Raw genomic sequence first — 26,961 nt, forward strand, 5'->3', positions numbered from 1 at the left:
GGAACAAGAGGAGTTGCCATGTCCCTACGCATCGGGCCCGTGGACGGGGCCGAGGACCTCGAGTCGCTGCGCGCGCGTCTCGACGCGGTCGACGCGGATCTGCTCGACGCGGTGCGCGAGCGCCTGGAGATCTGCCTGCGCATCGGCGAGCACAAGCGGGTCAACGGCGTGGCGATGATGCAGCCGCACCGCATCGCCGCCGTGCAGGGCCGCGCGGCCCGGTACGCCGAGGAGCACGGCATCGAGCCGACGTTCCTGCGCGGCCTGTACGACACGATCATCGCCGAGACGTGCCGCCTGGAGGACGAGTGGATCGCCTCCGGCGGCACGGGCACGGGCACCGGCACCGGCGCCGGCGCGGGGCAGCGGAGGGCCTCGTGAGTGCCGAGGTCCGTACGGACGCCATCGCACCCGGCGTGCTGGCCGCGGCCTTGGACGAGGCCACCGCACGGATCGCCGCGGCCGGGGTCGACGAGGCGGCCGCCCGCACGGACGCGCGTCTGCTGGCGGCCCACGCGCTGCGGGTGGAGCCCTCCGGGCTCGACGTGCTGAGCGCGGGGCCGGTCCCGGCGGAGTTCTGGGCGTACGTGGAGCGCCGCGTCGCGCGGGAGCCCGCCGAACGCATCATGGGGCACGCCTGGTTCATGGGGCAGCGCTTCGCGCTGGCCCCCGGGGTGTTCGTGCCCAAGCCGGAGACGGCTGAGATCGTTGAGGACGCAATAAACCGACTGCGCGGTCTGATTCGGCGGGGAAATCCGTCTCCGGTGGTGGTCGACCTGTGTGCCGGTCCCGGCACCATGGCGGTGTCGATCGCCCGGCGCGTCCCCGAGGCGAAGGTCTACGGCGTAGAACTCTCGGAGGCGGCGGCGCGTGTTGCCGTTCGCAACGCGCGAGGGACCGGGGCGAGGATCGTCCAGGGCGACGCGCGCGACGCGTTCCCCGAGCTCGACGGAACCGTCGACCTCGTCGTCAGCAATCCGCCCTACATTCCCATCGGGCTGCGCACCAGCGCCCCCGAGGTGCTCAACTATGATCCCCCGCTTGCTCTTTGGGCTGGTGAGGGTGGTCTCCAGATGATCCGTGCGATGGAGAAGGTGGCGGGCCGGCTGCTGCGGCGCGGGGGAGTCCTGCTGCTCGAGCACGGCCGCTACCAGCTGGCTTCGGTGCCCCTGCTGTTCGCCGAGACGGGACGCTGGAGGGATGCGGAATCCGTTGCCACCAGCAACGACGGATGCCTGACGGCGGTCCGCGGGGCGGCGCTCGGCGAGGTCGGCTGACCGACGTCTCTCCAGGGGCTCGGGGCTCATGCGGGAGAGATTACCCGTTCCAGATTGACAAACCGACCATGCTGTTTTTTTATTGCATGGGCCCCGATACCGCAGCATGCCCGCTCCGGAGTCGAGGTGGGTGGGCCTGCACGCGCTGACCTGCATGCACTGAACTGGGGAGAAAAGATGGACATCGAAGTACTGGGCCCGCTGTCGGTGCGGGAGCACGGCATCTCGATCGCGCCGACCGCCCCCAAGCCGCGTCAGGTCCTCGCGCTGCTCGCACTCAACGCCGACCACGTCGTCCCCGTGCCGACCCTGATCGAGGAGCTGTGGGACGAGCAGCCCCCGCGCAGCGCCCGCACCACCCTGCAGACCTACATACTGCAACTGCGGGAACTCATCGGTGAGGCACTGCTCCAGGGCGGCGACCACGCCACCAAGGCCAAGGACATCCTGGTCACCCTGCCCGGGGGATACCGCCTGGAGACCCGCGGCGGCACCCTCGACTTCCAGGAACTGGAGCGGCGCGCGGGCGCCGGGTACCGGGCCATGGACGCCGAGGACTACGCGGGAGCCGCCCGCCGGCTGCGCGACGCCCTGTCGCTGTGGACCGGGGCCGCGCTCGCCGACGTCCAGGCCGGCAGCCAGATCACCCTCGAGGTCAGGCGCCTGGAGGAGACCCGGCTGTGCGCCCTCGACCAGCGGATCGAGGCGGACCTGCGGCTCGGCCACCACCGCGAGCTGCTCTCCGAACTGACGGTGCTGGTCAACCGGTACCCGATGCACGAGAGCCTGCACGGCCAGTTCATGCTCGCCCTGCACCGCTCCGGCCGGCGCGGCGAGGCCCTCAACGTCTACCAGCGGCTGCGCACCACCCTCGTACGGGAGCTCGGCCTGGAGCCGTCGACCGCGCTCGGCCGCCTCCAGCGGTCCATCCTCATGGCCCACCCCGAGCCGGCCGCCGCACCGGTGCCGGACTCCGTCGGCGCGCGGCTCGTCACCCGCTGAGACCACCCGCCCGAGCGGCCCCTCCCTCCTACGAGGGAGGGGCCGCCGCCGTTCCACGGAAATTCCCCCGGAACTCCCTCTCAAGAGGGATCGACCGCCTTTCCCCAATTGGTCGTTGGGGGCGATGCCCGCGATCACCGTGGCACGGCACGATGCGGTGGTGACGAATCGGAAGAAGGAAACCGGGCCTTCGGGGATACCCGCCGACCGGCGGGCTGACTTCCTCGAACTCATGCTGCTCTCCCGCGAATGCGACCGCCGGTCGGGAATCGTGCTGCGGCAGGGAGAAGCCTGGTTCCACATTTCCTCCGCCGGGCACGAAGCGCTCGCCGCCCTCTGTGAGCTGCTGGAACCCGAGGACCTGATCGTCCCTCACTACCGTGACCGCACCCTGCTGCTGGCCCGCGGAATGGACCCCGAGGCCCAGGCTCGCGACCTCATGGCCAAGGCCGCCTCGCATTCCGGCGGACGCAATATGAGCGCCCATTTCGGCCACCGCGCAGGGAATGTCTTCTCGGTCGCGAGCCCGACCGGAAGCCAGTGCCTGCCGGCCGTCGGAGCCGCCTGGGCCGCGCAATTGCGGCACCGCGACCAGATCGTCGTCTGCTCCATCGGCGACGCCTCCACCCGGCAGGGTGAATTCTTCGAGGCGGTCGCCTTCGCCGTCGAACGCGGGCTGCCCGTCCTCTTCCTCGTCTCCGACAACGGCTACGGCATCTCCACGCCGACCGCCGACATGTCGCCCCGGGCCCTGGGACTGCTCCCCTCCGACCGCACCACCGTCGTCGACGGCGCCGACCCCGACGCCGTGCACGCCGCCGGCCGGGCCGCCCTCGACGCGATCCGCGGCGGCCAGGGCCCCCACGTCCTGTGGTGCGAACTGGACCGGCTCGACCCCCACACCTCCTCCGATGACCACCGCGTCTACCGCAGCCCGGAGGACCTGGCCGCGCTGCGCGATCCGGTGGACATCTTCGGCGCCCGCCTCGTCGAGGAAGGCGTCGTCGACGAGGCGTGGATCGAGCGGACCGCGGCCCGGCACGCCGTCGACGTCGAAGCGGTCTACGCGCGCGTCGCCGCCGAGCCGGCCGCCGACCCCAAGACCGTGATGGACCACCTCTTCGCCCCCGAGCCGGCCGTCACGGGCAGCACGGAGGCGTGTGCCACGCAAGCCGATGCCGCGCCGCTCGCCGAACCGTGTGGCGGGACCATGGTGTCCGCCGTCAACCGGGCCCTGGCCACGGGACTCGCCCGCCACCCCGAACTCGTCCTGTTCGGCGAGGACATCGACGACCCCAAGGGCGGCGTCTTCGGCTTCACCAAGGGGCTCGGCGAGGCCGCGGGCGAACGCATGACCAACGCGCCCCTCGCCGAGGCCACCATCGTCGGCGCCGCCGTGGGACTCGCCGCCGCCGGAATGCGCCCGGTCGTGGAGCTCCAGTTCGTCGACTTCGCGGGACCCGCCTGGAACCAGATCGCGGCGCAGCTCACCACCCTGCGCTGGCGCAGCCTCTCCGCGTGGCAGTGCCCCGTCGTCCTCTACGCGCCCTGGGGCGGATACCTGCCCGGCGGCGGGATCTGGCACAGCCAGAGCAACGAGAGCCTGTTCACCCACCTGCCCGGCCTCCGGGTCGTCGTCCCCTCCACCCCGGAGGACACCGAGGCCGCGTTCCTCGAGTCGTTCACCGCGCCCGACCCGACGCTCGTCCTGCTGCCCAAGCACCTCATGCGCCGCCGCCGCGAACCGGCCGCCCGGCCCGCACCGGCCCTCGGCGCCCGCACCCTGCGCGGCGGCACCGACGTCACCGTCGTCACCTGGGGCAACGGCACCGAACTCGCCCTGGACGCCGCCGACGCCCTCGCGGCCGACGGCGTCACCGCCGACGTGATCGACCTGCGCTGGCTCGTACCCCTGGACCGCGAGACCGTCGCCGCCTCCGTACGCCGCACCGGCCGCCTCGTCGTGGTGCAGGAGGACAACCGCACCAGCAGCTTCGGCGCGGGACTCATCACCGAACTCCTCTCGCGGGACGACGAGTTCTACTCGCTGCTCGCCCCGCCGCGCCTGGTGACCCGGGAGGACGTGCACGTCCCCTTCCACCCCGACCTCGAGCGTGCCGTGCTGCCCGCCGCCGACGACGTGGTCGCGGCCGTCCGTTCCGTACTGGCCTGACCGCAGGGAGAAGAAGCGCAGATGACCACGGAATCCGTGCTGTCCGTTCCGCGCCTCGGCGAAGGGATCGTCGAGGTGCGCATCGTCCGCTTCCTCAAGCGGCCGGGCGACACGGTCGCCAAGGACGAGGTCGTCTACGAGATGGAGCACGACAAGGCGGCCGTCGAGATCGAGTCCCCCGTGGCCGGCACCCTCGAGGCGTGGCTCGTCGAGGTCGGCGACACCGTACCGATCGGCGGCTCCGTCGGCCGGATCGTGCCCCTGCGCCAGGACGTGCCCGGCGGGGAGGGCGGGGCCGGTGTGGCGGACGCGCAGAGCACGGCCGCCGCCGGGCCGGAGGCCCCCGGCGCGTCCGCGCAGGGTGTGCCCGGGCGGCCCGCCGGGACGCGGCGCATCCCCCCGCGCACCCGGGCGCACGCCCGCCGCCTCGGCATCGACGAGAGCCTGCTGCCCGGCATCCCCGCGCAGGGCACCAGCCTGATGCCCGCCGACCTCCAGCGCTACATCGCCGCGCGGAGCGGTGACGAGACGGAGCCGGCGGAGAGCGGGTGCACCGACGTCGCCCAGTCCGACCGCCAGCGCGCCCTCAACCGGGCCCTGCTCGCCGCCCGCGACCAGGTCGTCCCCGCCGTCGTCTCCGCACTCGTCGACGAGGAGACACTCCAGGCCGCGCTGCGCCGGCACCGCGGCACCCGCTTCTCGACCGCCTTCCAGGCCTTCGCCCACCACGCGGCCCGCTGCGCGGCGGCGCCCGAGGGAGCCCGGCTGCGCTCGCGCCGCCTCGACCCGGGCACGCTGCGGGTGCACGAGCACGTGGACCTCGGGATCGCCGTGGCCACCGACGCCGCCGACCTCACCGTCGCCGTGGTGCGCGCGGCCGACACCCTGCCGGCCGAGGAGTTCGACGGCCGCTACGCGCAGGCCGTCGAGGAGGCGCTCGGCGGCCGGTCGCAGGCCGACGGCAGCGTCACCCTCCTGCTCTCCCACCTGGGCGACCGGGGTCCGGACCTCGCGGTGCCGGTCGTCGTGCCGCCCGCCGTCGCGACCCTCTTCCTCGGCGGCGTCGACGACTCCGGGACGCGCCCCGTGCGCCGGATGGTGCTCGCCTTCGACCACACCGTGCTCAACGGGCGGGACGCGTCCGCCTATCTGGAGGCGCTGACCGCGTCCCTCGGCGCGGCCGGCACGGCCGACGACATCCCCGAGGCCCCGGTGCCCGCCGTGACGGCCGCGGCTCCGCGGGGCGATGTTCTGGAGCGGCTCGTCGACCTGGCGTCCGAGATCCTGGGCCACCGCGTGGACCCCGCGCGCCCGCTCGGCGAACAGGGGCTCGACTCCGCGCGTGCCCTGCTCCTGATCCGCGAGACGCGCACCGCGTTCGGCGTCCCGCTGCCCGCCACCGCCGTGTGGCGCCATCCGACGCTCGAGGCCCTCGCGGAGCTGCTGTCCGAACGGACCCAGGACGAGCGGACCCAGGACGAGCGGACGTCCACACCGCAGCATGCCCCGGCGCACAATCCGATTCCGGAACAGGCACTGTCCCAGGGCAACGGCCCGGGTACGGGCAGCGGCCCCGGCATCGGCACGGGCAGCGCAACTGCGACGGGCGCGGGCACCGGCACCGGCAGGGGCGCCGACGACCAGGACCCCCGCACCGACATCGGCACGGGGACCGGCTCCGACATGGACGACGCCGTCGCCGTCATCGGGATGGCCTGCCGGGTGCCGGGCGCGGACGACGCCGAGGCCTTCTGGCGGCTCCTGAGCGCGGGGGAGTGCCGTATCGGACCGGTGGGGGAGGGGCGGCTCGCGGGCGAGGTGCCGGACGGCTTCCGCGCCGGACTGCTCGACCGCATCGACCTGTTCGACGCGGACTTCTTCGACGTGACACCACGTCAGGCCGCATCCATGGACCCCCAGCAGCGCGCCCTGCTCGAACTCAGCTGGCACGCCCTGGAACACGCAGGTCTCGCCCCCGACACCCTCGCAGGAACCCCCGTCGGCGTGTACGCCGCCACGTGCAGCTACGACTACCGCGAGCAGCTGGTGGCCCACGGACCCGCCGCCGACGGCTACGCCACCACCGGCACCCTCCCCGCGTTCCTCGCCAACCGGGTCTCCCACCTGTACGACTTCACCGGCCCCAGCATCACCGTCGACACCGCCTGCTCCGGCGCCCTCACCGCCCTCTCCCTCGCCGAGGCCGCCGTACGCTCCGGCGCGTGCGAGGTCGCGCTCGCGGGCGCCGCGAACCTGCTCAGCAACGGCTTCAACGCCCGCGCCTACCGCCGGGCCGGCATGCTCTCGCCCCAGGGCGGCAGCCGGGTCTTCGACGCGGACGCCGACGGGTTCGTCCGCGGTGAGGGCGCCGGATGGCTCGTCCTCAAATCGCTGCGCCGCGCCCTCGCCGACGGCGACCCCGTGCTCGCCGTCGTCCGGGGCACCGCCGTCAACCACGGGGGCCGCGCCGCCGCGCTGACCGCGCCCAACCCTCGCGCACAGAGCGGACTGATCCGCACCGCGCTCGACCGGGCCGGCCTCAGCGCCGCCGACCTCGGCTTCCTGGAGGCCCACGGCACCGGCACCCCGCTCGGCGACCCCATCGAGCTGGACGCCTTCCGCGAGGTCCTCGACGCCGGACAGCAGGGCATGCCCGAGCGCGCGGCGGGGCCCGAGGGCCGCGTCTGGGTCGGCTCGGCCAAGGCCAACATCGGCCATCTGGAAGGCGCGTCGGGCCTGGCCGGCGTCATCAAGGCGGTCCAGGTGCTGCGGCACGGCCTGATCCCCGGCACGCCCGGCTTCACCCGCCTCAACCCGCACATCGAGCTCGACGGGACCCCGGTCCGGGTCGCCGCGCAACCGGTGCCCTGGCCCGCCGGGACCGGTGGCGCACCGCGCCGCGCGGCGGTGAGCGCCTTCGGGTTCGGCGGCAGCAACGCCCATGTCGTCCTGGAGGAGGCGCCGCCGGTCCACGGCACACGCACCCCGGGCGGCGGGCCGTTCGCCGTACCGCTGTCCGCGGCGACGCCGGGCTCCCTGACGCGGCTCGCCGCGAGCCTCGCTGACCTGGCCGCCGGGGCGTCGGCGCCCGCGCTCGACGAGATCGCCTGGACGCTCCAGTCCGGCCGCAGGCACCTGGCGCACCGCGCCCTCTTCGTCGTCCGCGACCTCGACGAACTCGCCCGCGCGGCACGTTCGTTCGCCACGCGCGGCGAGCACGACGAGCCCGCCGACCCCTGGCTGCGCGGCTGGCTCCGCGGCGCGGACACGAGCCTCGCGGACTGGGCCGACCGGTGGTCCGGCGGGCCGCACCCGCGCCGTGTGCCGCTCGTGCCGTACCCCTTCGAGCGGGACTCCCACTGGCTGCCCGGCGCGCAGGGTTATGTCGTGCGCGCCGGCGACCCGCTGGCCGAGCACCGGGTCGGCGGCGCCGTCACCCTCCCGGGCGCGGCCCTGATCGACGCGCTCGCCGAGGGCGGACCCGTCGCGCTGCGGCACCTGCGCTTCCTGCGGCCGGTGTCCGTGCCCGCGCAGGGCGCCGTGCGTCTGCTGCGCGGCAGCGAGGAGACGGGCGGCGCCGTCCGGATCACCGTCGAGCACGACGGCACCACCGTCGCCCGCGCCGAGCGCGCCGACGCCCCCGCGGCGCCCCTGCCCGACGGCGAACCCCAAGGCCCCGCCCGGGACATCGACCTGCGCGGCGTCCTGGCCGGGCGCGGCATCGTGACCGGCTCCGTCTACGACGTCGTACGCGATCTGCGCCGCCAGGGCGAACAGGCCCGGGCCCATCTCGTCGCCCCCGCCGCCCCGGACGCCCGGACCCGGCGCGTGGCCTGGCTGGACGCCGCGCTGCAGACCTCCCTGTCCCTGACGGACGCCCCCGGCCTGCAGGTCGCGGCGGCGGCGGAACACATCGACTGGTCCGGCGCCGTGCCCGAGCGGGCGGACCTGAGGATCGTCCGCACCGCACAGAGCGCCACGCACACGGTCGTCGACCTGGAGGTGCAGGCCGAGGGCCGGACGGTCCTGCGGGTCGCGGGCCTGCGCCTGCACGCCACCGCCACCGCGCCGGAACGCCGGGCGGAGCCGGCGGAAGGCAATCCCGCACCCGCCGCTGCCGCTGCCGACGCCGAGCCCGGCGGCCTGCCGGCCGCTTCCGCCCGCGCTGAGGACCGATCGGGCCGCGGTGCCGGGGTGTTCGTCCAGGAAGGGCCGGAAGCCCCGGCGGGGTCGGGGGTTGAGGGCCCCGACTCGCGTACGGCGGGGACCGTGCCGGCGGCGGGGGCGGACAGCGCACGGCGTCCCGCGGTCCCCGGCACGCGGACCGGATCGGTTCCGGTGCCTGCGACGGCCGGTGCCGAGGGCGCCTCGCCCGCCGCCGGGTCCGCGTCCGTGACCGGCGCGCGGACTGGATCTGACTTGCTGTCTGCGACGGCCGGTGCCGAAGGCGCCTCGCCCGCGGCCGTCCCCGCCCCCGGCGATGTGCGGGTGCTGGTGCCGGAATGGCAGGTCGAGGCGGCCCCCGCCGACTCCTCGCGCGCCCACGACGTCGTGGTCGTGCACGACGCGGACAGTGCCTGGCTCGCCGGGAGTGCCGGGGTGCGGGGCGTGTCCGCCGACGACCCCGGGCTCGTCGGGGCCCTGCGGGGTGCGGAGCACGTCGCGCTGCTCGTGGACGGCTCCCGCTGGAGCGAGGACGCGGCGGGCGTACGGGCACTGGGGGACCGGCTCGAGACGCTGCTGACCGTGGCCCGGGCCCACGACGGTGCCCGGCTCACCCTCGTCACCGTCGGACTCACCGACCCGGACGGCGGCGCCCAGCGGCCCGGAGCGGCGCTTCAGGGCGCCCTGCTCGGTGCCCTGCGCACCCTGCCCCGCGAGGTCGAGGGCCTCACCGCCGCCGCTGTCGACCTCGACGCGGACGCGGGACCCGCCGAACTCGCCGCGGCCCTGGCCGAACCCTGCGCCCCGGCCGTGCCGCTCGTCGCCCTGCGCGGCGGCCGCCGCCTGCGCCAGGTCTACGCCGACCGCCCGGCACCGGCCCCCGCTGCCGGCGGCGACGGCTTCGTCACGGGCGGGACCTATCTGCTGTTCGGCGGCGCCGGAGGCATCGGTGCCGAGGTGGCCCGCCACCTCGCCCGGCGCTACCGGGCGCGCCTCCTCCTCGTGGGCCGCTCGCCCGCCGACGAGCGGACGGCCGCGCTGATCGACCGGCTGTCCGAACTCGGCGCGAGCGCCCAGTACTTCAGCGCCGACATCGCCGAGCCCACCGCCGTCGAGCGCGCCGTCGCCGCCTGCCGGGCCGCGTTCGGCGAACCGGACGGCGTCGTCCACAGCGTCGGCTCCCTCAGTCCGGCCCGGCTCGACACCCTGCGCCGGGAGGACCTGGACCGGGTCCTCGCCACCAAGGTGACCGCCGTCCTGGCCCTGCGCCGCGCCCTGCGCGAGCGCCCGGCCGGCCGGCCCGCCGCACTCGTCCTGTTCTCCTCCGCCGCCGGCCTCTTCGGCAGCGTCGGCGGACTCAACTACTCGGCCGCCAACGCCTTCCTCGGCCACTACGCCACCGCCGCCGACGGCGACACCGGACTCGCCGTGCGCGCCTTCGACTGGGGGCTGTGGCGGGACACCGGTCTCGCCCGCCGCTACACCACGCACGTCGCCCGCGAATATCCCGGCATCACCGCATTCGACCCGGAAAGGGGAGTGGCCGCCTTGGAAGCGGGCATGTCCGGCAACCGACCGCAGTCCCTCGTGCTCAGCGGCGACCCGGAGCCGCTGCGCCCGCTCACCGCGCCCGCCACAGGCGGGGAGAGCGCGGACCCCGCGCGCCGGCTCGACACGTACGCGCGCGGCGCGCTCGCGCACCGGATGACGCAGCTCGGTCTCGCGCCCGCGCTCGCCGCGCGGCCCGCGACCGACACGGAGACCGCGTCCACGCTCCTCGGCCTCGTCCCCGAGCACCGCAGGCTGCTCGCCGCGATCCTCGAACTCCTCGCCGAGCACGCCGGGGCGGGAGCACCCGTGCCCAGCCGCGCGGAGCTGGACCGCACCCGCGACCGCCTGCTCGCCGACCACCCCGACCTGGCCGGACACGTCACCCTGCTCGACCGCACCCTGGAGTCGTACGGGCCCGTCCTGCGGGGCGAACTGCCCGCCACGGCCGTCCTGTTCCCCGGCGGCGACCTCAGCGGGGTCACCGCCGTCTACAGCGGCAACCAGCTCTTCGACCCGGTCAACGCCGCCGCCGCCGAAGCCCTCGCGGACGGCGCCGCCGCACTGCGCGCACCGAGGATCCTGGAGATCGGCGCGGGCGTCGGCGGCACCACCACCGCCGCGCTGGCCGCCCTGGACGCGCGCGGAGTGCGGGACGCCGACTACACCTACACCGACGTGTCGCCGGCCTTCCTCCAGCACGGCCGCCGCCGCTTCGGCGACCGCGTGACGCCGCGCCTGCTCGACATCGAGAAGAACCCGGAGGCCCAGGGCTTCCCGGCCGCCGCCGTCGACCTCGTCGTCGCCAGCAACGTCATCCACGCGACCCGCGATCTGTCCCGCACCCTGGACCACATCGGCCGGCTGCTCGCCCCGGGGGGCCGGCTGCTCCTCGCCGAGATGGTCGCCCCCGCGGCCGTCTACACCCTCACCTTCGGCCTGACCGACGGCTGGTGGCGCTACGTCGACACGGACCGGCGCATGCCGCACGGCCCGCTCCTGGACGTGCCGCGCTGGCGCGCGCTGCTCGAGGAGCACGGCTGGCGGCTCACCGGCGTCGACCGGCTGCGGGACGTGCCGGGGTGCGTGGCCCTGCTGACCTGCCTTCCGCCCGGCGCCGAGGCGCCCGGGGAAGCGGCAGCGGCGGCCGGCTCCGCCGTCCAGGACATCGCCGAGGGGCTGCGGGCCGTCGTACGTGACCTGCTCGGCGACCCCGCCGCGGAGGTGCCCGGCTATCTGCCCTGGCAGGAACTGGGCGTCGACTCGCTGCTGAACATGGAGCTGGTCGAGGCGGTGTCGCGCCGGTACGGACCCGTGACCGCGACCGCCCTGTTCGAGCACCGGACCGTGGACGAGCTGGCCGCGATGCTGGCGGCGCGCGGGACGGCGGCGCCGGGCCGTGCGCCGGAGCGCACCGCCGCACCGCGCCCGGTGCGGACACCACCGGCAGGGGACGTCCTGGACGGACTCCTCGACCTGGTCGCCGAACTCACCGCCCGCGACCGGACCCTGCTCGACCCGGACCGTGACTTCCCCGCGCTCGGCGTGGACTCCCTCCTCAACGAGGAGTTCTGCGAGCGGCTGCGCGCCCGGTACCCCGAGCGGACCGTCACCTCGACCCTGCTCTTCGAGCACCCCACCCCGAGGGACCTGGCCCGGCACCTGGCTCCGGCGCCGAGCGCGCCCCTGCCGATGCGTACGGAGGCGGAGCAGACCGTACGCGAGGTCGCCCGGCCCCACCGGGCGGCACCGGTGACCCCCGTGGCCGCACCCCCCGAGCGGGCCACGGACAGTGACGCCATCGCCGTCGTCGGACTCGCCGGGCGCTATCCGGGCGCCGCCGACGTCGACGCGTTCTGGGAGCTGCTGGACGCGGGGCGCACCCCGGTGCGCGAGGTGCCCGCCGAACGGTGGGACTGGCGCACCGCCCGCACCCTCGGCGGCGGATACGCCCGCTGGGGCTGCTTCGTCGACGGGATCGACGCCTTCGACCCGGCGATGTTCCGGCTCACCCCGCGCGAGGCCGCGCTCATGGACCCGCAGGAGCGGCTGTTCCTGGAGATCGCCAAGGAGGCCTTCGAGAACGCCGGTTACGCCCGGCGGAGCCTCGCCGGCAGCCACGGCGGACCGTCCGTCGCCGTGTTCGCCGGAGTGACCGCCAACAGCCACCTCCTCGTCCAGCGCGACGCCCGTGCCGCGGGGGCCGACAACCCCGAGTACGCGGTCACCGCCGCCGCCTCCGTCGCCAACCGCGTCTCGCACGTCTTCGACCTGAGCGGCCCGAGCCTGACCGTCGACACGATGTGCTCCTCCTCCCTGACCGCCCTGCACCTGGCCTGCCGCACCCTGCAGAACGGTGAGGCGGACCTCGCGCTCGCGGGCGGCGTCAACCTGTACCTGCACCCGGACCGCTTCACCGGCCTGTGCGCCCTCGGCATGCCCTCGCGCGGCGAGCACACCCGGGCGTTCGGCGCGGGCGGCGACGGATTCGTGCCCGGCGAGGGCGCGGGCGCCGTCGTCCTCAAGCGCCTCGACCGCGCCGAGGCGGACGGCGACACGATCCACGCCGTGATCCGCGGCACCGGCCTCAACCACGGCGGCGGCACCGGCGGCTACACCGTCCCCAACCCGCGCGCCCAGGCCGCGCTCATCGACGCCACGCTGCGCCGCTCCGGCGTCGACCCGTCGAGCGTCGGCTACCTGGAGGCGCACGGCACCGGCACCGAACTCGGCGACCCCGTCGAACTGCGCGCCCTGGCGCTCGCGTTCGAGGACGCCGGCACCCACGGCCCGCTGCGCGTCGGCTCCGTCAAGTCGAACATCGGCCACGCCGAGGCCGCCGCCGGGATCGCCGGACTGACCAAGACCATCCTGCAACTGCGGCACGCACGCCTCGTACCGACCCTGCACGCCGAGCGGCCCAACCCCAAGCTCGGCCTCGACGGCACCGCGCTGCGCATCCAGACGGCCGCCGAACCCTGGACCGGCACCGCCACCGGCACACCGCGCCGGGCCGCCGTCAGCTCGTTCGGCGCGGGCGGCTCCAACGCCCACGTCGTCCTGGAGGAGTACCGCGAGGACCACAAGGCGGCAGAGCGTGCGGCCGGGCCCGTCCTGATACCCCTCTCGGCACCGGACGCCGGACGCCTCGCCGACACGGCCCGCGCCCTCGCCGCCGCCGTCGACGGCCACCGCCTCGCCGACATCGCCCACACCCTGCACACCGGCCGTGACCACGCCCCCTGCCGGGCCGCCGTGACCGCCCACGACACGGACGAACTGCGCGCCGCGCTGCGCGCCCTCGCCGACGGCGCCGACCACCCGGCGCTGCTCACCGACCCGCGGGCGGACGGCGCGGACGACGATGCCCGCGCCTGGGTCGCCGACGCCGCCTGCGCCCCCACGGCAGGCGGGCGGCGCGTCCCGCTGCCCGGCACGCCGTTCGCCCGCGTCCGCTGCGCGCTGCCCGAGTCCGGCACCTCCCCGATGCCGCTCACCGACACCCTGACCGTGCCGGCCGCCCGCACCGTCACCGCACGCCTGGGCGGCGCCTCGCGCTGGGTCGCCGACCACGTCGTGGACGGAGAGGCGCTGCTGCCCGGCGCCTTCCACCCCGAACTGGTGCACGAGGCGCTGCTCGGAGCGGGCGGAAACCCCTACCGCACCGTCCTGCGCGACCTCGTCTGGCCGCGCCCGGCCGCCGGCCTGCCCATGACGGTCAGCACCGTCCTCGAGGAGCCCGACGGGCGCGGCTCCCGGCGCTTCAGGACCTGCGTCGAGGACGACGTCGTGGCCCAGGGCTGGGTCGACCCGGCCCCGGCCCCCGGCGCCGACGGCCCCGTACGGCCCGTCCTCGTCTACCGCACCGCCGACCTCGACGCCCACATCGGCGCCGGCGACGGCGAGGACTTCTACGGGCTGTTCGCCGCCCACGGATTCTCCTACGGCCCCATGTACCGCACCGTGCGGCGGGCCGTCGTACGCGGCGAGGAGGTCACCGCGCAGCTGCGGCTCGCGGAGGGCGAGGACCCCGACGGCCGTCACGTGATGCACCCCGCACTGCTCGACGGGGCCTGCCAGACGGCCGCGTACCTCCTGCTGCGGGAAGGATCCGGCGCCGGGCGCACCCTGCGCCCGCTGGCCGTCGAGCGGATGACGGTCCATCAGCCGACCACCGGGGGCGCCTATGTGCACGCCCGCCGGGTCCGGCACGACACCGCGGCCGGCATCCACGTCTTCGACCTGAACATCGTCGACCCGGACACCGGGGACGTGCTCGCCGACGTGACCGGCTTCCGCGTCCTGGTCGACGAGGGCACCCGCCCGCAGGCCGCCCCCCGCCCGACCGTGACCTCCACCACCGACACCGGCTCCGATTCCGCTTCCGTTCCCGTACGGGGATATGTGACGGACTGGAGCCCCGCGCCGGCCGCTGCGGCCGCGCCCGACCTTCCGCAGGCACCCCTGTGGGTCGTCGGCACCGGAGCCTCCGGCTGGGACGCGCAGGCCGCCGCCACCCTCGGGGCGGAGCAGGCCGCCGACGAGGAGACCCTCGCGCAGACCGCCCGGCGCACCGGCCCGCCCGCCGTCGTCCTGGTCGACCTGGCACACGGCGGCGCGGCGGCCCGCCTCGGAGCCGCACCGCTGTCCCCGGACGAGGTCACGGGGGAGTGGGAGCGGTTCGTGAGCCGCGAACTCGCCCCCGTGTTCCGGCTCCTGCGCGCGTTCGTGCGCAGCCGCGCCCTGGACGGTGCCCGCGTCCTGCTCGTCACCCGGGCCGGGCGCGACGGCACCCTCCCGCCCCTGGTGCACGGCCTGCACAGCCTGGCGCGGACCGTCGCCGGTGAGACCGGAAGGTTCACGCTGCGCCTGGTCACCCTCGACGGGGCCGCCGCCCCCACGGATGTCACCGAACTGCTCGCCGAGGCCGCACGGCCCGCCGCGGGCGCCGACTGGGTCCGGCTGGGCGGCGCCGGGCGCAGGGTGTCCGTCCTGCGCCCGCTCACCGGCGCGGCGTCCACCGCACCGGACACCGCCTGCCCGCCCCTGCGGCCCGACGGCACCTACCTCGTCACCGGTGGACTCGGCGGACTCGGCCGGCACGTCGCCGCCGACATCCTGGCCCGGACCCCGGGCGCCCGCCTGGTGCTCGTGGGTCGTTCGGAGCCGGACGCCGCGGCCCTGAGGGAACTGGGGGAACTGGGCCCGGCCGGCGCTGTCACCTACCGCCGCTGCGACGTCGCCGACGCCGACGACATGGCCGCGCTCGGCACGTGGCTCGCCCGGGAACGCGTCCAGCTGCGCGGCGTCGTGCACACGGCCGGCGTGCTCCGCGACGGATTCCTGCGCGGCAAGACGGCCGAGACCGTCGAAGAGGTGTGCCGGGCCAAGGTGCTCGGCGCCCTGCGCCTGGACGCGGCCCTGACCGACCACCCCCTCGACTTCTTCGTCCTCGCCTCGTCCCTGGCCGCGCTCGTCGGCAACCAGGGCCAGTCGGACTACGCGTTCGCCAACGGCTTCCTCGACGGCTTCGCCGCCTGCCGCGCGGCGACCGGCCGGCCCGGCCGCACCCTCTCCGTCGGCTGGCCCGTCCTCGCGGACGCGGGCATGGCCCCGCAACCCGACGCCCTCGCCTACCTCGCCGACACCTACGGCCTGCGCCCCGTCGCCACCCGCACGGCCCTGAGCCGCGTCTGGCCCCTGCTCGCCCCGGACGCCACCACGCCCTACGCGGCCCTGGCGGCCGGCGACCTCACCGCGTGGGAAGCGGCCGCGGGCGTGGTCACGGAGCAGCCCGCGCCGCTGGCCGGGCCCGCCCGCACGAAGCCCCAAGCTCCGGTCACCTCCGCCCGGCCGGACGCCGGCCCCTCGGTCACCTCCGCCCGGCCGGAGGCCGTCCCCGTACCGCAGGCGTCCCCCGATGGCCCCGAGCAGAGCGCGTTGCGCTGGATCACGGGGCGGGTCGCGCGGACCATCGGGCGGGGGCCCGGCGACCTCGACCTCGATCCCGAGATTCCGCTCGCCGATCACGGCCTCGACTCCATCGCCCTGATGCGGCTCGCCCGGATCCTGGAGGACGACCTCGGCCGGGTGCCGCTGCCCCTGCTCCTGGACAGCACCGGACTGCGGGACCTGACCGAGCGTCTGCTGGACGTGCACGGCGCCCAGTTGACCGCCCTCGCCGCCGAGAGCGGCGTCACCGCTCCGGCTGCTCCTGTCACCCCCGTCGCCGACGCCACGTTCCCGGCCCCGCTGCCCGACCGGCTCGTCGGCATGTGGGCCGCGGACCAGGCCGCCGCACCGCACACCCCGTACAACATCTCGCTGTCCTGGCGGCTGCCCGAGGGCGCCGACCGCGAGGCCGTGCGCGCCGCCGTCGCGGAACTCGTGCGCCGCCACCCCCTGCTGGGCTGCTGCGTGCGCACCCACAACGGCAGCCCCGCGTTCGTCCCCGCGCCGGACGCTCCCGCGCTCGTCACCCGGATCGTCGACGGCGAGGCGCTGGAGCGGGCCGTCGCCGAGGAGGCTGACCGCAGGCTGCGCACCTCCGCCGAACCGCTGCTGCGCGCCGTGCTCTGGGAAGTCGCCGGGGAGCGGCCGGTCCTCCAGCTCACCACGCACCACATCGCCGTGGACGGCCGCTCCGCCGACCTGCTGCGCCGCGACATCACCGCCCTGTACGCGGCCCATGTGCGCGGCGTGCCCGCCGGCCTGCCCGAGGCGGGCTCGCCGGCCGCGGCGCTGCGCCGCGAACGCGACGCCGCCGAACCCGCCGTGTGGGCCGAGGCCGAGCGCCACTGGAGCACCCGCCTGGCCGACGCCACCCCCGCCGGTGTCCTCTTCCCCGGCGGCGGTGAGCAGGCCGGCGCGGCCGGCGCCCACCGCGAGTACACGCTGCCCGGCAGCCTGACCGCCGCCCTCGGCGAGCTCGCGCGGGCCGCGGACGTACCCCGGTTCACCGCGTGGCTCGGCGCGTTCGCCCTCTCCCTGACGCGGGCCACCGGCCGGCGTGCCTTCCTGGTGGCCGTGCCCACCTACGGGCGCTCCTCCGCACAGGACGAGGCGACCGTCGGCTGCTTCGTGAACTCGGTCCCCGTACGCGTCGACGTCGACCCGGCGCTCGACCCCGCCGCCTGGCTGCGCACCCTCGGCCGGGCCGTGCGCGAGGCCCTCGCCCACGCGGCGCTGCCCTACCCGCGGTTCGCCGCCCTGTGCCGGGCCGCGCACGGCGACGACGCGCTGCCCACCGTCACGCTCGCCTACCAGAACTGGGAGCGGGACGTGCCCGCGCCCGCCGGATGGGAGCCGGTGCACCGGCGCGGCCAGCAGGGCCACTTCGACCTCGGCCTCGAGATCACCGACACCCCCGACGGCACCGAGATCCTCGCCAACCACCGCACCGCCGTCCTCGACGGCGCCGGCGTGGACCGGTTCGTGGAGGACCTGCGCCGCACCGCCGTCGACCTCGCGGCCGCCGCCCGCACCACGACCGGCACCTCGGTCGGCGACCTGCTCGACCCGGCCGCGGGCACCCTCGTGACCCGCTTCGCCGCGACCGTGCGCCGCTGCCCGGACGCGACCGCCGTCGAGGACCACGCCGAGCGCCTCAGCTACGCCGAACTCGACGCCCTGTCCGACACCGTCGCCCGCCGCGTCGACGCGGCGGCCCGGCCGGGCGAGCCGGTCGCCGTCCTGATGCACCGCTCCGCACGGCTGCCCGCCGTCCTGCTCGGCATCCTCAAGAGCGGCCGCCCCTACGTCCCGCTGGACGACTCCTATCCCAGCGAACGGCTGTCCCTCGTCGTCGAGGGCGCGGGCTGCGCCGTCGCCGTCGCCGACCGGGACCTGACCTGGCTGCTGCCCGGACGCCTCACGACCCTCGACCCCGCGGACCTGCGCGACGACGGCGGCACCGGCGCGCCCGCCGGGAGCCCGCCCGCGCCCACCGCCCTCGCGTACCTGATGTTCACCTCCGGCAGCACCGGCAGGCCCAAGGGCGTCGGCGTCACCCACGCCAACGTCGTCCACACCCTGGAGGCCATCGCGGCGAAGACCGGCATCGACGAACGCGACCCGGCCCGGCTGCTCGCCGTCACCACCGTCTGCTTCGACATCTCGGTCCTCGAACTGTTCCTGCCGCTCCTGACCGGCGGCACCGTCGTGGTCGCCGAACGCACCGACGTCGTCGACGCCCGCCGTCTGGCCCGCCTCATCGAGTCCCGCGGCATCACCGCGATGCAGGCCACCCCGGCCGGCTGGCAGCTCCTCGTGGACGGCGGCTGGAGCGGCGCGGACGGACTGGTCGCGCTCTGCGGCGGCGAGGCGCTGCCGGGCAGCCTCGCCACCGCCCTCAGCGGCCGCACCGGCAGCCTGTGGAACGTCTACGGACCCACCGAGGCCACCATCTGGTCCACCATCGCGCGCGTCACCGACGACGGCCCCGTCCACCTGGGCGAGCCGATCGGCGCGACGGAACTCGTCCTCACCGAGGTCGACGGGCACCGTCCCGCGGAGCCGGGGGAGCCGGGCGAACTGTGGATCGGCGGAGCCGGCGTCGCCCAGGGCTACTGGCGGCAGCCCGGCCTCACCGCCGAACGCTTCACCGGCCATCCCGTCCGGGCCACCGGCGGAGGCCGCTGGTTCCGCACCGGGGACCTGGTCCGGCGGGACGAGGCGGGACGCCTGCTCTTCCTCGGCCGCGCCGACAGCCAGGTCAAGATCCGCGGCCACCGCATCGAACTCGGCGAGATCGAGGCCGTGCTGAGCGCCCACCCGGCGCTCGCCCGCGTCGTCCTCGCGGTGCGCGGCGAAGGCCCCTCCGCCCGGCTCCTCGTCATCGCCGTGCCCCGCGCCGGCAGCCCGCTGCCCGACCTCGCCGCGCTGCGCGACTTCGTCTCGGCGAGCCTGCCGCCGTGGATGCTGCCCGACCGGCTCGTCGCGGCGGAGGAACTGCCGCTCACGCCCAACGGAAAGGTCGACCGCAAGGAGGCCGTCCGGCTGGCCGCGCAGGAGTCCCCCGCCGCGCCGTCGCCCGGAACTCCTCCGAAGGCGGTCCCCGGGGCGGCGGCATCGGTTTCGGTGAGCACCGACGCGCTGCGTGCCGAAGTCCTCGGCCTGTGGCGCGAGTTGCTGGAGATGGACGACGTCCCCGCCGACCGCAGGTTCTTCGACCTCGGCGGCAACTCCCTGCTGCTCGGGCAGCTGTTCGCCCGGCTCGACGCGGCGTACCCGGACACCGGTATCGAACTCGCCGACCTGTTCGCCCGGCCCACCGTCGACGACCTCGTCGGCCTGCTCGCCGGACGCCTCGGCGCCGGCGCCCCCTCCGCCCCCGCAGCGACCGCCGACGCCCCCGACCGACCCTCCCGCCGTGAGCTGCGGCGCGCGTTCCGACTCGGAGACGAACGATGACCCACGACGCCCACGGAATCGACCCCAACGCCATCGCCGTCGTCGGCATGGCCTGCCGGTTCGGGCCCGCGACCTCCGTCGGCCGGCTCTGGCAGCTGCTCGACGAGGGACGCTCCGGCATCCGGCGCCACACCGACGCCGAGCTGATCGCCCTGGGGCACGACCCCGCCACCGTGGCCCGCGAGGAGTTCGTGCCCGCCGGCGTCGTCCTCGCGGACGCGGACGCCTTCGACGCCGAGTTCTTCGGCTACAGCGCCCAGCACGCCGAATGGCTGGACCCGCAGCAGCGTCTGCTCCTGGAGGTCGCCTGGCACGGCCTGGAGGACGCGGGCTTCGCCCCCGACCGCACCGGACTGCGCACGGCCGCCTACGTCTCCGTCGGCCAGCCGACCCTCCCGCCCGTGGGCATCACCGAGCTCGACGCCGCCGGCATGATCCGCTTCTCCTCGTCCGACAAGGACTTCGCCGCGACCCGCGTCTCCTACAAGCTCGGACTCACGGGCCCCAGCCTCACCGTCCAGACCGCCTGCTCCAGCGGGCTCGTCGGCCTGCACCTGGCCGCCGAGAGCCTGCTCGGCCACGAGTGCGACCTCGCCGTCGTGGCCGCCGCCTCCCTGCACTTCCCGCAGGCCGGATACCTGGCCGCCCCCGGCATGATCCTCTCCCCGACCGGTGAGTGCCGCCCCTTCGACGACACCGCCGACGGCACCCTCTTCGGCAACGGCGGCGGGGCGCTCGTGCTGCGCCGCCTCGCCGACGCCGTGCGCGACGGCGACCCCGTACGCGCCGTGCTGCGCGGCAGCGCCGTCAACAACGACGGCGGCCGCAAGATGGACTACCACGCGCCCTCCCCCGAGGGACAGGAAGCCGTCATCCGCGAGGCCCTGGCCGTCTCCGGCACCGACCCGCACTCCGTCGGCTACCTGGAGACCCACGGCACCGGCACCCATCTCGGCGACCCGGTCGAGTTCGCCGCACTGGAGCGGGTCTACGGCGGCGAACGCCCGCACCCCGCCGCGCTCGGCTCCGTCAAGTCGGTCCTCGGCCACCTCAACACGGCCGCCGGCATCGCGGGCGTCGTCAAGGCCGTCCTGGCCCTGGAACACGGCACCGTGCCCGTCCAGGCCCCGTTCTCCACGCCCAACCGCGCGCTGCGCGGCGCCGGGGGACTGCGCGTCGCCGACGCGGACCTCGTCTCCGGCGGCTGGCCCGTGCCCGACGGGCCGCGCCGCGCCGCCGTCAGCTCCTTCGGCATCGGCGGCACCAACGCCCACGTCGTCCTCGAACAGGCCCCGCCTGTCCAGCGACTTGAGACGCAGGGCACCGAAGGGGACGGCGACGCGCGGTGGTGCGTCCTGTCCGCCCACACGGACACCGCGCTGCGCGCCCTCGCCGGTGACCTCGCGGACGCCGTCACGGAGCACCCCCTCACCGACGTGGCCCACACCCTGCGCACGGGCCGCAGCACCCGCCGCGTGCGCGCCGTCCTCCACGCCGCGTCCGTGACCGAACTCGCCGACGGACTGCGCAAGCTGGCCGCCGGCGCGGAACCGGTCGCCGCCACCGCGCCCGAGCCCTACCGGGCCTGGGCCGCGGGCACCGGCGAGCTGCCGGACACGGACGCGCCGGCGGGCCGCAGGGTCCGGCTGCCCGGCTACCCGTTCGCCCGCACGCTCTGGCCCCGCCCCGGCGCCGCCCCCTCCCGCATCGTGCGCCCCGAGGACCCGGTCGCCGCGGACCACGTCGTCGCGGGCCGCCCGGTGCTGCCCGCCGCCGCCCAGCTCGACCTCGCCCTCACCGCGGCCCGCCGCGCCGACCCCGCCACGACCGGCCTCGCCGACATCGCCTTCCACCGGCCGGTCGAGGTCACCGCCCCCCTGACCCTGACCGCCGCCGTCACCGGCGACAGCGTGCGCGTCCTGTCCGACACCGAGCACGCCGAGGCCCGCCCCACGACCGGCACCCCACACGCCCCCGCCCCGCTCGACCTCACCGCCCTGCGCGCCGCCTTCCCCGACACGGCCGAACCGGCCGGCCTGTACCGCTACTTCGGCGAACACGGCGTCACCTACGGCCCGGCCTTCCAGGTGCTGCGCGAACTGCGCCACGGCAGCGAGGGCGCCCTCGCCCGCATCGCCGCCGACGGCCCCTCCGGCGGCGACACCCTGTGCCCGTACGTCCTGGACGGCGCCCTGCAGACCGTCATCGGATGCGTCCTGCGCGAGGACCTCGACGGCGAGACGTTCATCCCCTTCGCCGTCGACGCCCTCACCGTGCACGCCCCGCTGCCGCGCGAGGCATGGGTACGGGTGCGGCCCGTGCGGCTGGCCGGCGGCGGGCGCCGGGTGCGCAAGTACGACGTGACGGTCGCCGGCCCGGACGGAAGCGTCGTCCTCACCCTGGACGGCCTGGCCCTGCGCCCCGTCCCGCGCACGGACGGCTCCTCCGCACAACCCCGTGAACTGCCCGACGGCGTCCACCTGTTCGCGCCCGCGAGCACCCCGTTCGACGCGTTCCCGCAGGACCGCCCCGACGCCCCGCTCGTCGTCATCGGCGACGCACCCCTCGAAGGGGCCGACGTGCGGCTGCCCGACCCCGAGGACGCCGAGCAGGCCGCCGCCACCGGCGCCGAGCTCGTCGCCCGGCTGGGCGAGGGCACCACCGCGCCCGTCGTGGTCTGGCCGCTCCAGCGGGCCGCCACCGGCTCCCCGGCCGACGCCCTGCGCCTGCTCGCCCTCCTCAAGGCACTGCTGCGCCCGCTGTCCCGGCGCGGCGCCAAGGTCCTCGTCCCCCACCCCGCCGACGCCCTCGACGACGCGGCGGCCGTCACCGGCCACGGCGTCGCCGCCCTGGGCCGCTCGCTCGCCGGGGAGAACCCGCGCTTCGAGGTGACCGCGCTCGCGCTCGACGCCGAGGCCGGACCCGACGCGCTCGCCTCCGCCGTCCGCGCCGCCGTCACCCGGGCCCCGGCGGCCCGCCGGCTCGCCGTGGCCCGCGACGGCGCCCTCACCACCTCCGTCCTGCGCCCCACCGCGCTCCCGGCCGGCGGCGGCGCTCCGTTCCGCGACGGCGGCCGGTACTGGATCAACGGCATGGGCGGCCTCGCCACTCTCCTCGCCCGCCACCTGCTCGACACCCGCGCCGCACACCTCGTCCTCACCGGCCGGTCCGCCGCCGACGGGGAACGCGGCGCGGAGATCGCCCGGCTCGCCGAACACGTCGCACGCACCGGCGGATCGGTCACGTACCACCGGCTCGACAGCACCGACGCCGCGGCGGTCGGCGCCTGCGCGGAACGGATCAGGGCCGAGGATCCCGTCCACGGCGTGCTGCACTGCGCGGGCGTCCTGCGCGACGCGTACGTGCTGCGCAAGGAGACCACCGACGCCGCCGACGTGATCGCGGCCAAACTGACCGCCGCGACCGCGCTCGACGCGGCCACCGCCGACTGGCCGCTGGACTTCTTCGTCGTCTACTCGTCCGTCTCCGGAGCGCTCGGCAGCCCCGGGCAGGCCGACTACGCCTTCGCCAACGCGGCCGCCGACGCGTTCGTCGCCCGCCGCGCCCGCCTCGCCAAGTCCGCCTCCCGCAGCGGCCGTTCCCTCTCCGTCAGCTGGCCGTACTGGGCCGAGGGCGGCATGCGGACCGGCCCGGACGCGGAGCAGGAACTGGAAGCGCTCGGTATGCGCCCGATGCCCACCGCCACCGGCACCGCCGTCCTCGAAGCCCTCCTCGGCGCACCCGAGCGGGCCGGCGAGGAGAGCACGCCGGTCGTGCTGTACGGGGACCTGGACCGGATGCGGGAGGCGTTCGCGCTGCTCGACCCGGAACCCGTAGCCGCACCCGATACCCCCGAGGCGACGGTGACACAGGTGACGCCGCTGGAGCCCGGCCCGGCCGCGGCCCCCGCCACCGGTACCGCGGCGGCCCCGGTCGCCGGACTGCTGGAGGAGCGCCTGCGCACCGTCGTCGCCGAGGCGACCCGCACGCCCGTCGAACAGGTCACCCCCGACCGGCCCTTCGACGACCTGGGCATCGACTCGCTCCTCGCCATCCGCGTGGTGGAACTCCTGGCCGCCGACTTCGGCCGGCTCTCCAAGACGCTCCTGTTCGAGTGCCGCACGGTCGCCGAGCTCGCCGAGCACCTCGTCGAGGAGTTCCCCGAACGCTGCGCCGAACTCACCGGCGCCGCACAGCCGGAACCCGCCCCGGCCGCCGCCGAACCGCCCGCCTCCTCCACCGCGCCGCTCGACGAGAGCGCCCGCCTCCACGCCGCGCCCCGGCCCGCGCCGGACGTCGCGCCCGAGGCCGTCGACCCCCGCGCCGTCGCGATCATCGGCGTCGCCGGGCGGTTCCCGGAGGCCGACGGGCTCGACGCGTTCTGGGACAACCTCGTCGCCGGGCGCGACAGCATCACCGAGGTGCCCCGCGAACGCTGGGACGCCGAGGCCCTCTACGACCCCGACAAGACCCGCACCGACCGCACGTACACCAAGTGGGGCGGCTTCGTGAACGGCGTCGAGAACTTCGACGCGCCGTTGTTCAGCATCTCCCCGCGCGAGGCCGGCACCGTCGACCCGCAGTCCCGGCTCTTCCTCGAGTCCTGCTGGGCCGCCCTCGACGACGCCGGGTACACCCCCGACACCCTCGTCACCGGCGGCGACCCTGTGCACCGCAAGGACGTCGGCGTCTTCGTCGGCGCCATGTACGGCGAGTACCAGCTCCACGAGGCGGAGGAACGGCTGCGCGGCAACCACGTGCTCGCCAACAGCGCCTACTGGTCCATCGCCAACCGCGTCTCCTACTTCTTCGACTTCCAGGGTCCGAGCACCGCCGTCGACACCGCCTGCTCCTCCGCCCTCACCGCGATCCACCTCGCGGTCGAGTCGCTGCGCGCCGGCAGTTCGAAGGTCGCCATCGCGGGCGGCGTCAACGTCCTGATCCACCCCAACAAGTACTTCATGCTGGGCCAGGGCCGGTTCGCCGCGAGCGACGGCCGCTGCCGCAGCTTCGGCGCGGGCGGCGACGGCTACGTACCGGGCGAGGGCGTCGGCGCGTTCGTCCTCAAGCCGCTCGCCGACGCCCTGCGCGACGGCGACCACATCCACGGCGTGATCCGCGGAACCTCCGCGAACCACGGCGGCCGCACCAACGGCTACACCGTGCCCAACCCGCGCGCCCAGGCCGACCTCGTCACCAAGGCCCTGCGCGACGCCGGGCTGAGCGCCGGCGACCTCGACTACGTGGAGACCCACGGCACCGGCACCGCGCTCGGTGATCCCATCGAGATCCGGGGCCTCGCCTCCGCGTTCTCCCGGGACGGCGTCAAGGGACCCGGCGACCTGCCCATCGGCTCGGTGAAGTCCAACGTGGGGCACCTCGAATCGGCGGCGGGCGCCGTCGCCCTCGCCAAGGTGCTGCTCCAGATGCGCCACCGCACCCTCGTGCCCTCGCTGCACGCCACCCCCGCGAACCCCGAGATCGACTTCGACCGCGTGCCGTTCACCGTCCAGCAGGACATCGCGCCCTGGACCACCCGCGACGGCACCGACCGGCCGCTGCGCGCCGGCATCAGCTCCTTCGGCGCCGGCGGCGGCAACGCCCACGTCGTCGTCGAGGGACCGCCGGCGCGGGCCCCGCGCGGCCCCGAGGAGAACGAACCCGTCGTGGTGTTCCTCTCCGCGCGCACCGACACCGCACTCGCCGCCTACGCCGGCGCGCTGCGCGACGCGCTGACCGCCGCCGCCGAGCGCGGCGAACCGGTGCGGCCCGCCGACGTCGCCCACACCTTCGCCGCCGGACGCGCCGATCTGCAGCACCGGGCCGCGGTCGCGGCGGGATCGCTTCCGGAGCTGCTCGCGGGCCTCGAAGCCGTCGCGGCGGGCCGCCCCCGGCCCTGGCGCCGCACCGAGGTGGCCGCCGACGATCCCGTACGGGTGTGGCTCGACGGAGGCCGGATCGACCGGGTCGCCGTCTGCGGTGCCGGACCGGACGCGCGGCGCGTACCGCTGCCGCACTACCCCTTCGAGCGCGTCCGCTGCTGGTACGACCTCCAGATCGAACGCCTCCACCGCCAGGGCCTCGGCACGGCGTCCCCCACCCCTCCCGAACTCCGCTCCCACCTCCGCGACTTCGGCCGCCCGGCACAGCCCGCGGCGCCTGCGCCCGAACCGGCCGGGCCCCCGCCTGCGGCCGAGCCGGCTCCGGTACGGGTCCCCGGGCCCGCCCCGGCGCCGGTGGCCGAGCCGGCCGCCGCGCAGGTGCCCGCGTCGGCCGCCGTACAGGCCCTCTTGCGTGCCGCCGCCTCGCAGGCCCCCGCGCCGACGGCCGGGCCGGTCGCCGAGCCGGCACCCGTGCGGGCCCCCGCGCCCGCCGCCGCGACCGCCGTGCTCCGGCCGCTGAACGCGGCGCCGCCCGTGACGAACACGACCACGCCTCAGGAGGCGTCTCCCATGACCCGAGCCCGCAAGATCTCCCTCCGACCGCTGGGCGGGGCCGCGACCCCGGCACCGGCACCGGCACCGCCGCAGGCGCAGGCGCAGGCCCCGGTTCCGGCCGCCGCGCCGCCGGTGCCGCAGCCCGCCGCCGCGCCCGCCGCCCCCAGGACGGACCAGGTGGCCGAGGATCTGCGGGACGTGCTCGCCGGGGTCCTCTACATGGAGCCGGGCGACCTCGATCCGGAGCACACGTTCCAGTCGCTCGGTGTCGACTCCATCCTCAGCGTCGAGTTCATCGCGCTGGTCAACGCCAAGTTCGGCACCGACCTCAAGGCCACCGAGCTCTACGACCACCCCACGCCGAGCGCGTTCGCCCGCCGGGTCGCCGCGGCGGTCGCCGGGCAGCCCGCCGTGTCCACGCCCGCACCCGTTCAGGCACCGCCCCCGATTGCGGCCGCGCCCGCACCCGTTCAGGCACCGGCCCCGATTGCGGCCGCGCCCGCACCCGTTCAGGCACCGGCCCCGATTGCGGCCGCCCCGGCCGACGGCGCCCGTTCCGCCGCCGTGCTGGAGACCCTGCGCGAGCAGCTCGCCGAGACCCTCTACTGCGACGTGTGGGACGTCGACGTCGACGCGACCTTCAACGCGCTGGGCCTCGACTCGATCCTCGGCGTCGAGTTCGTCGCGTTCCTCAACAACGCCTACGGCCTCGACGAGAAGGCCGGTGTGCTCTACGACCACCCGAGCCTGACCGCCCTCGCCGCGCACATCGCCGCCCGCTCGGCGGACCGCTCCGCACCCGCCGCCACCGCCTCCTCCACGGACCCCTCCGCCCCGGCGCCCGCGCAGATCAGCGCCGCCGACCTCGATGCCCTGCTCGGTGCCGTCCGCGACAACCGGATGACCGTGGAGCAGGCGCTGGCCCTCCTGCCCCAGCACGCCTGACCCC

General features: G+C 75.9%; 6 protein-coding genes. All 6 read left to right on the forward strand.

Going from position 1 to position 26,961, the window contains the following annotated elements:
- Positions 1 to 18 precede the first annotated feature (18 nt).
- The 6 genes from IAG42_RS36285 to IAG42_RS38420 all read left to right on the forward strand — a co-directional run bounded on the left by IAG42_RS36285 (position 19) and on the right by IAG42_RS38420 (position 26,957).
- Positions 19 to 381, forward strand: coding sequence for a chorismate mutase family protein (locus tag IAG42_RS36285; RefSeq protein ID WP_188341872.1), 363 nt, complete (start codon positions 19 to 21; stop codon positions 379 to 381).
- Positions 378 to 1,277, forward strand: coding sequence for a N5-glutamine methyltransferase family protein (locus IAG42_RS36290; protein ID WP_188341873.1), 900 nt, complete (start codon positions 378 to 380; stop codon positions 1,275 to 1,277). The genes IAG42_RS36285 and IAG42_RS36290 overlap by 4 nt, the downstream gene beginning before the upstream one ends.
- A 177-nt stretch (positions 1,278 to 1,454) precedes the next feature.
- A complete protein-coding gene (locus IAG42_RS36295) occupies positions 1,455 to 2,279 on the forward strand; it encodes an AfsR/SARP family transcriptional regulator (protein WP_188341874.1) in 825 nt (274 codons plus the stop codon).
- Between the two features lie 160 nt (positions 2,280 to 2,439).
- Positions 2,440 to 4,452: an alpha-ketoacid dehydrogenase subunit alpha/beta gene (locus IAG42_RS36300; protein WP_188341875.1), complete on the forward strand. Its 2,013-nt coding sequence runs from the start codon at positions 2,440 to 2,442 to the stop codon at positions 4,450 to 4,452.
- Between the two features lie 21 nt (positions 4,453 to 4,473).
- A complete protein-coding gene (locus tag IAG42_RS36305; protein ID WP_188341876.1) occupies positions 4,474 to 19,575 on the forward strand; it encodes a non-ribosomal peptide synthetase in 15,102 nt (5,033 codons plus the stop codon).
- Positions 19,572 to 26,957: a beta-ketoacyl synthase N-terminal-like domain-containing protein gene (locus tag IAG42_RS38420; protein WP_188341877.1), complete on the forward strand. Its 7,386-nt coding sequence runs from the start codon at positions 19,572 to 19,574 to the stop codon at positions 26,955 to 26,957. The genes IAG42_RS36305 and IAG42_RS38420 overlap by 4 nt, the downstream gene beginning before the upstream one ends.
- Positions 26,958 to 26,961: the final 4 nt, after the last annotated feature.

This window comes from Streptomyces xanthii, assembly GCF_014621695.1.
Classification (GTDB): Bacteria; Actinomycetota; Actinomycetes; order Streptomycetales; family Streptomycetaceae; genus Streptomyces; species Streptomyces xanthii.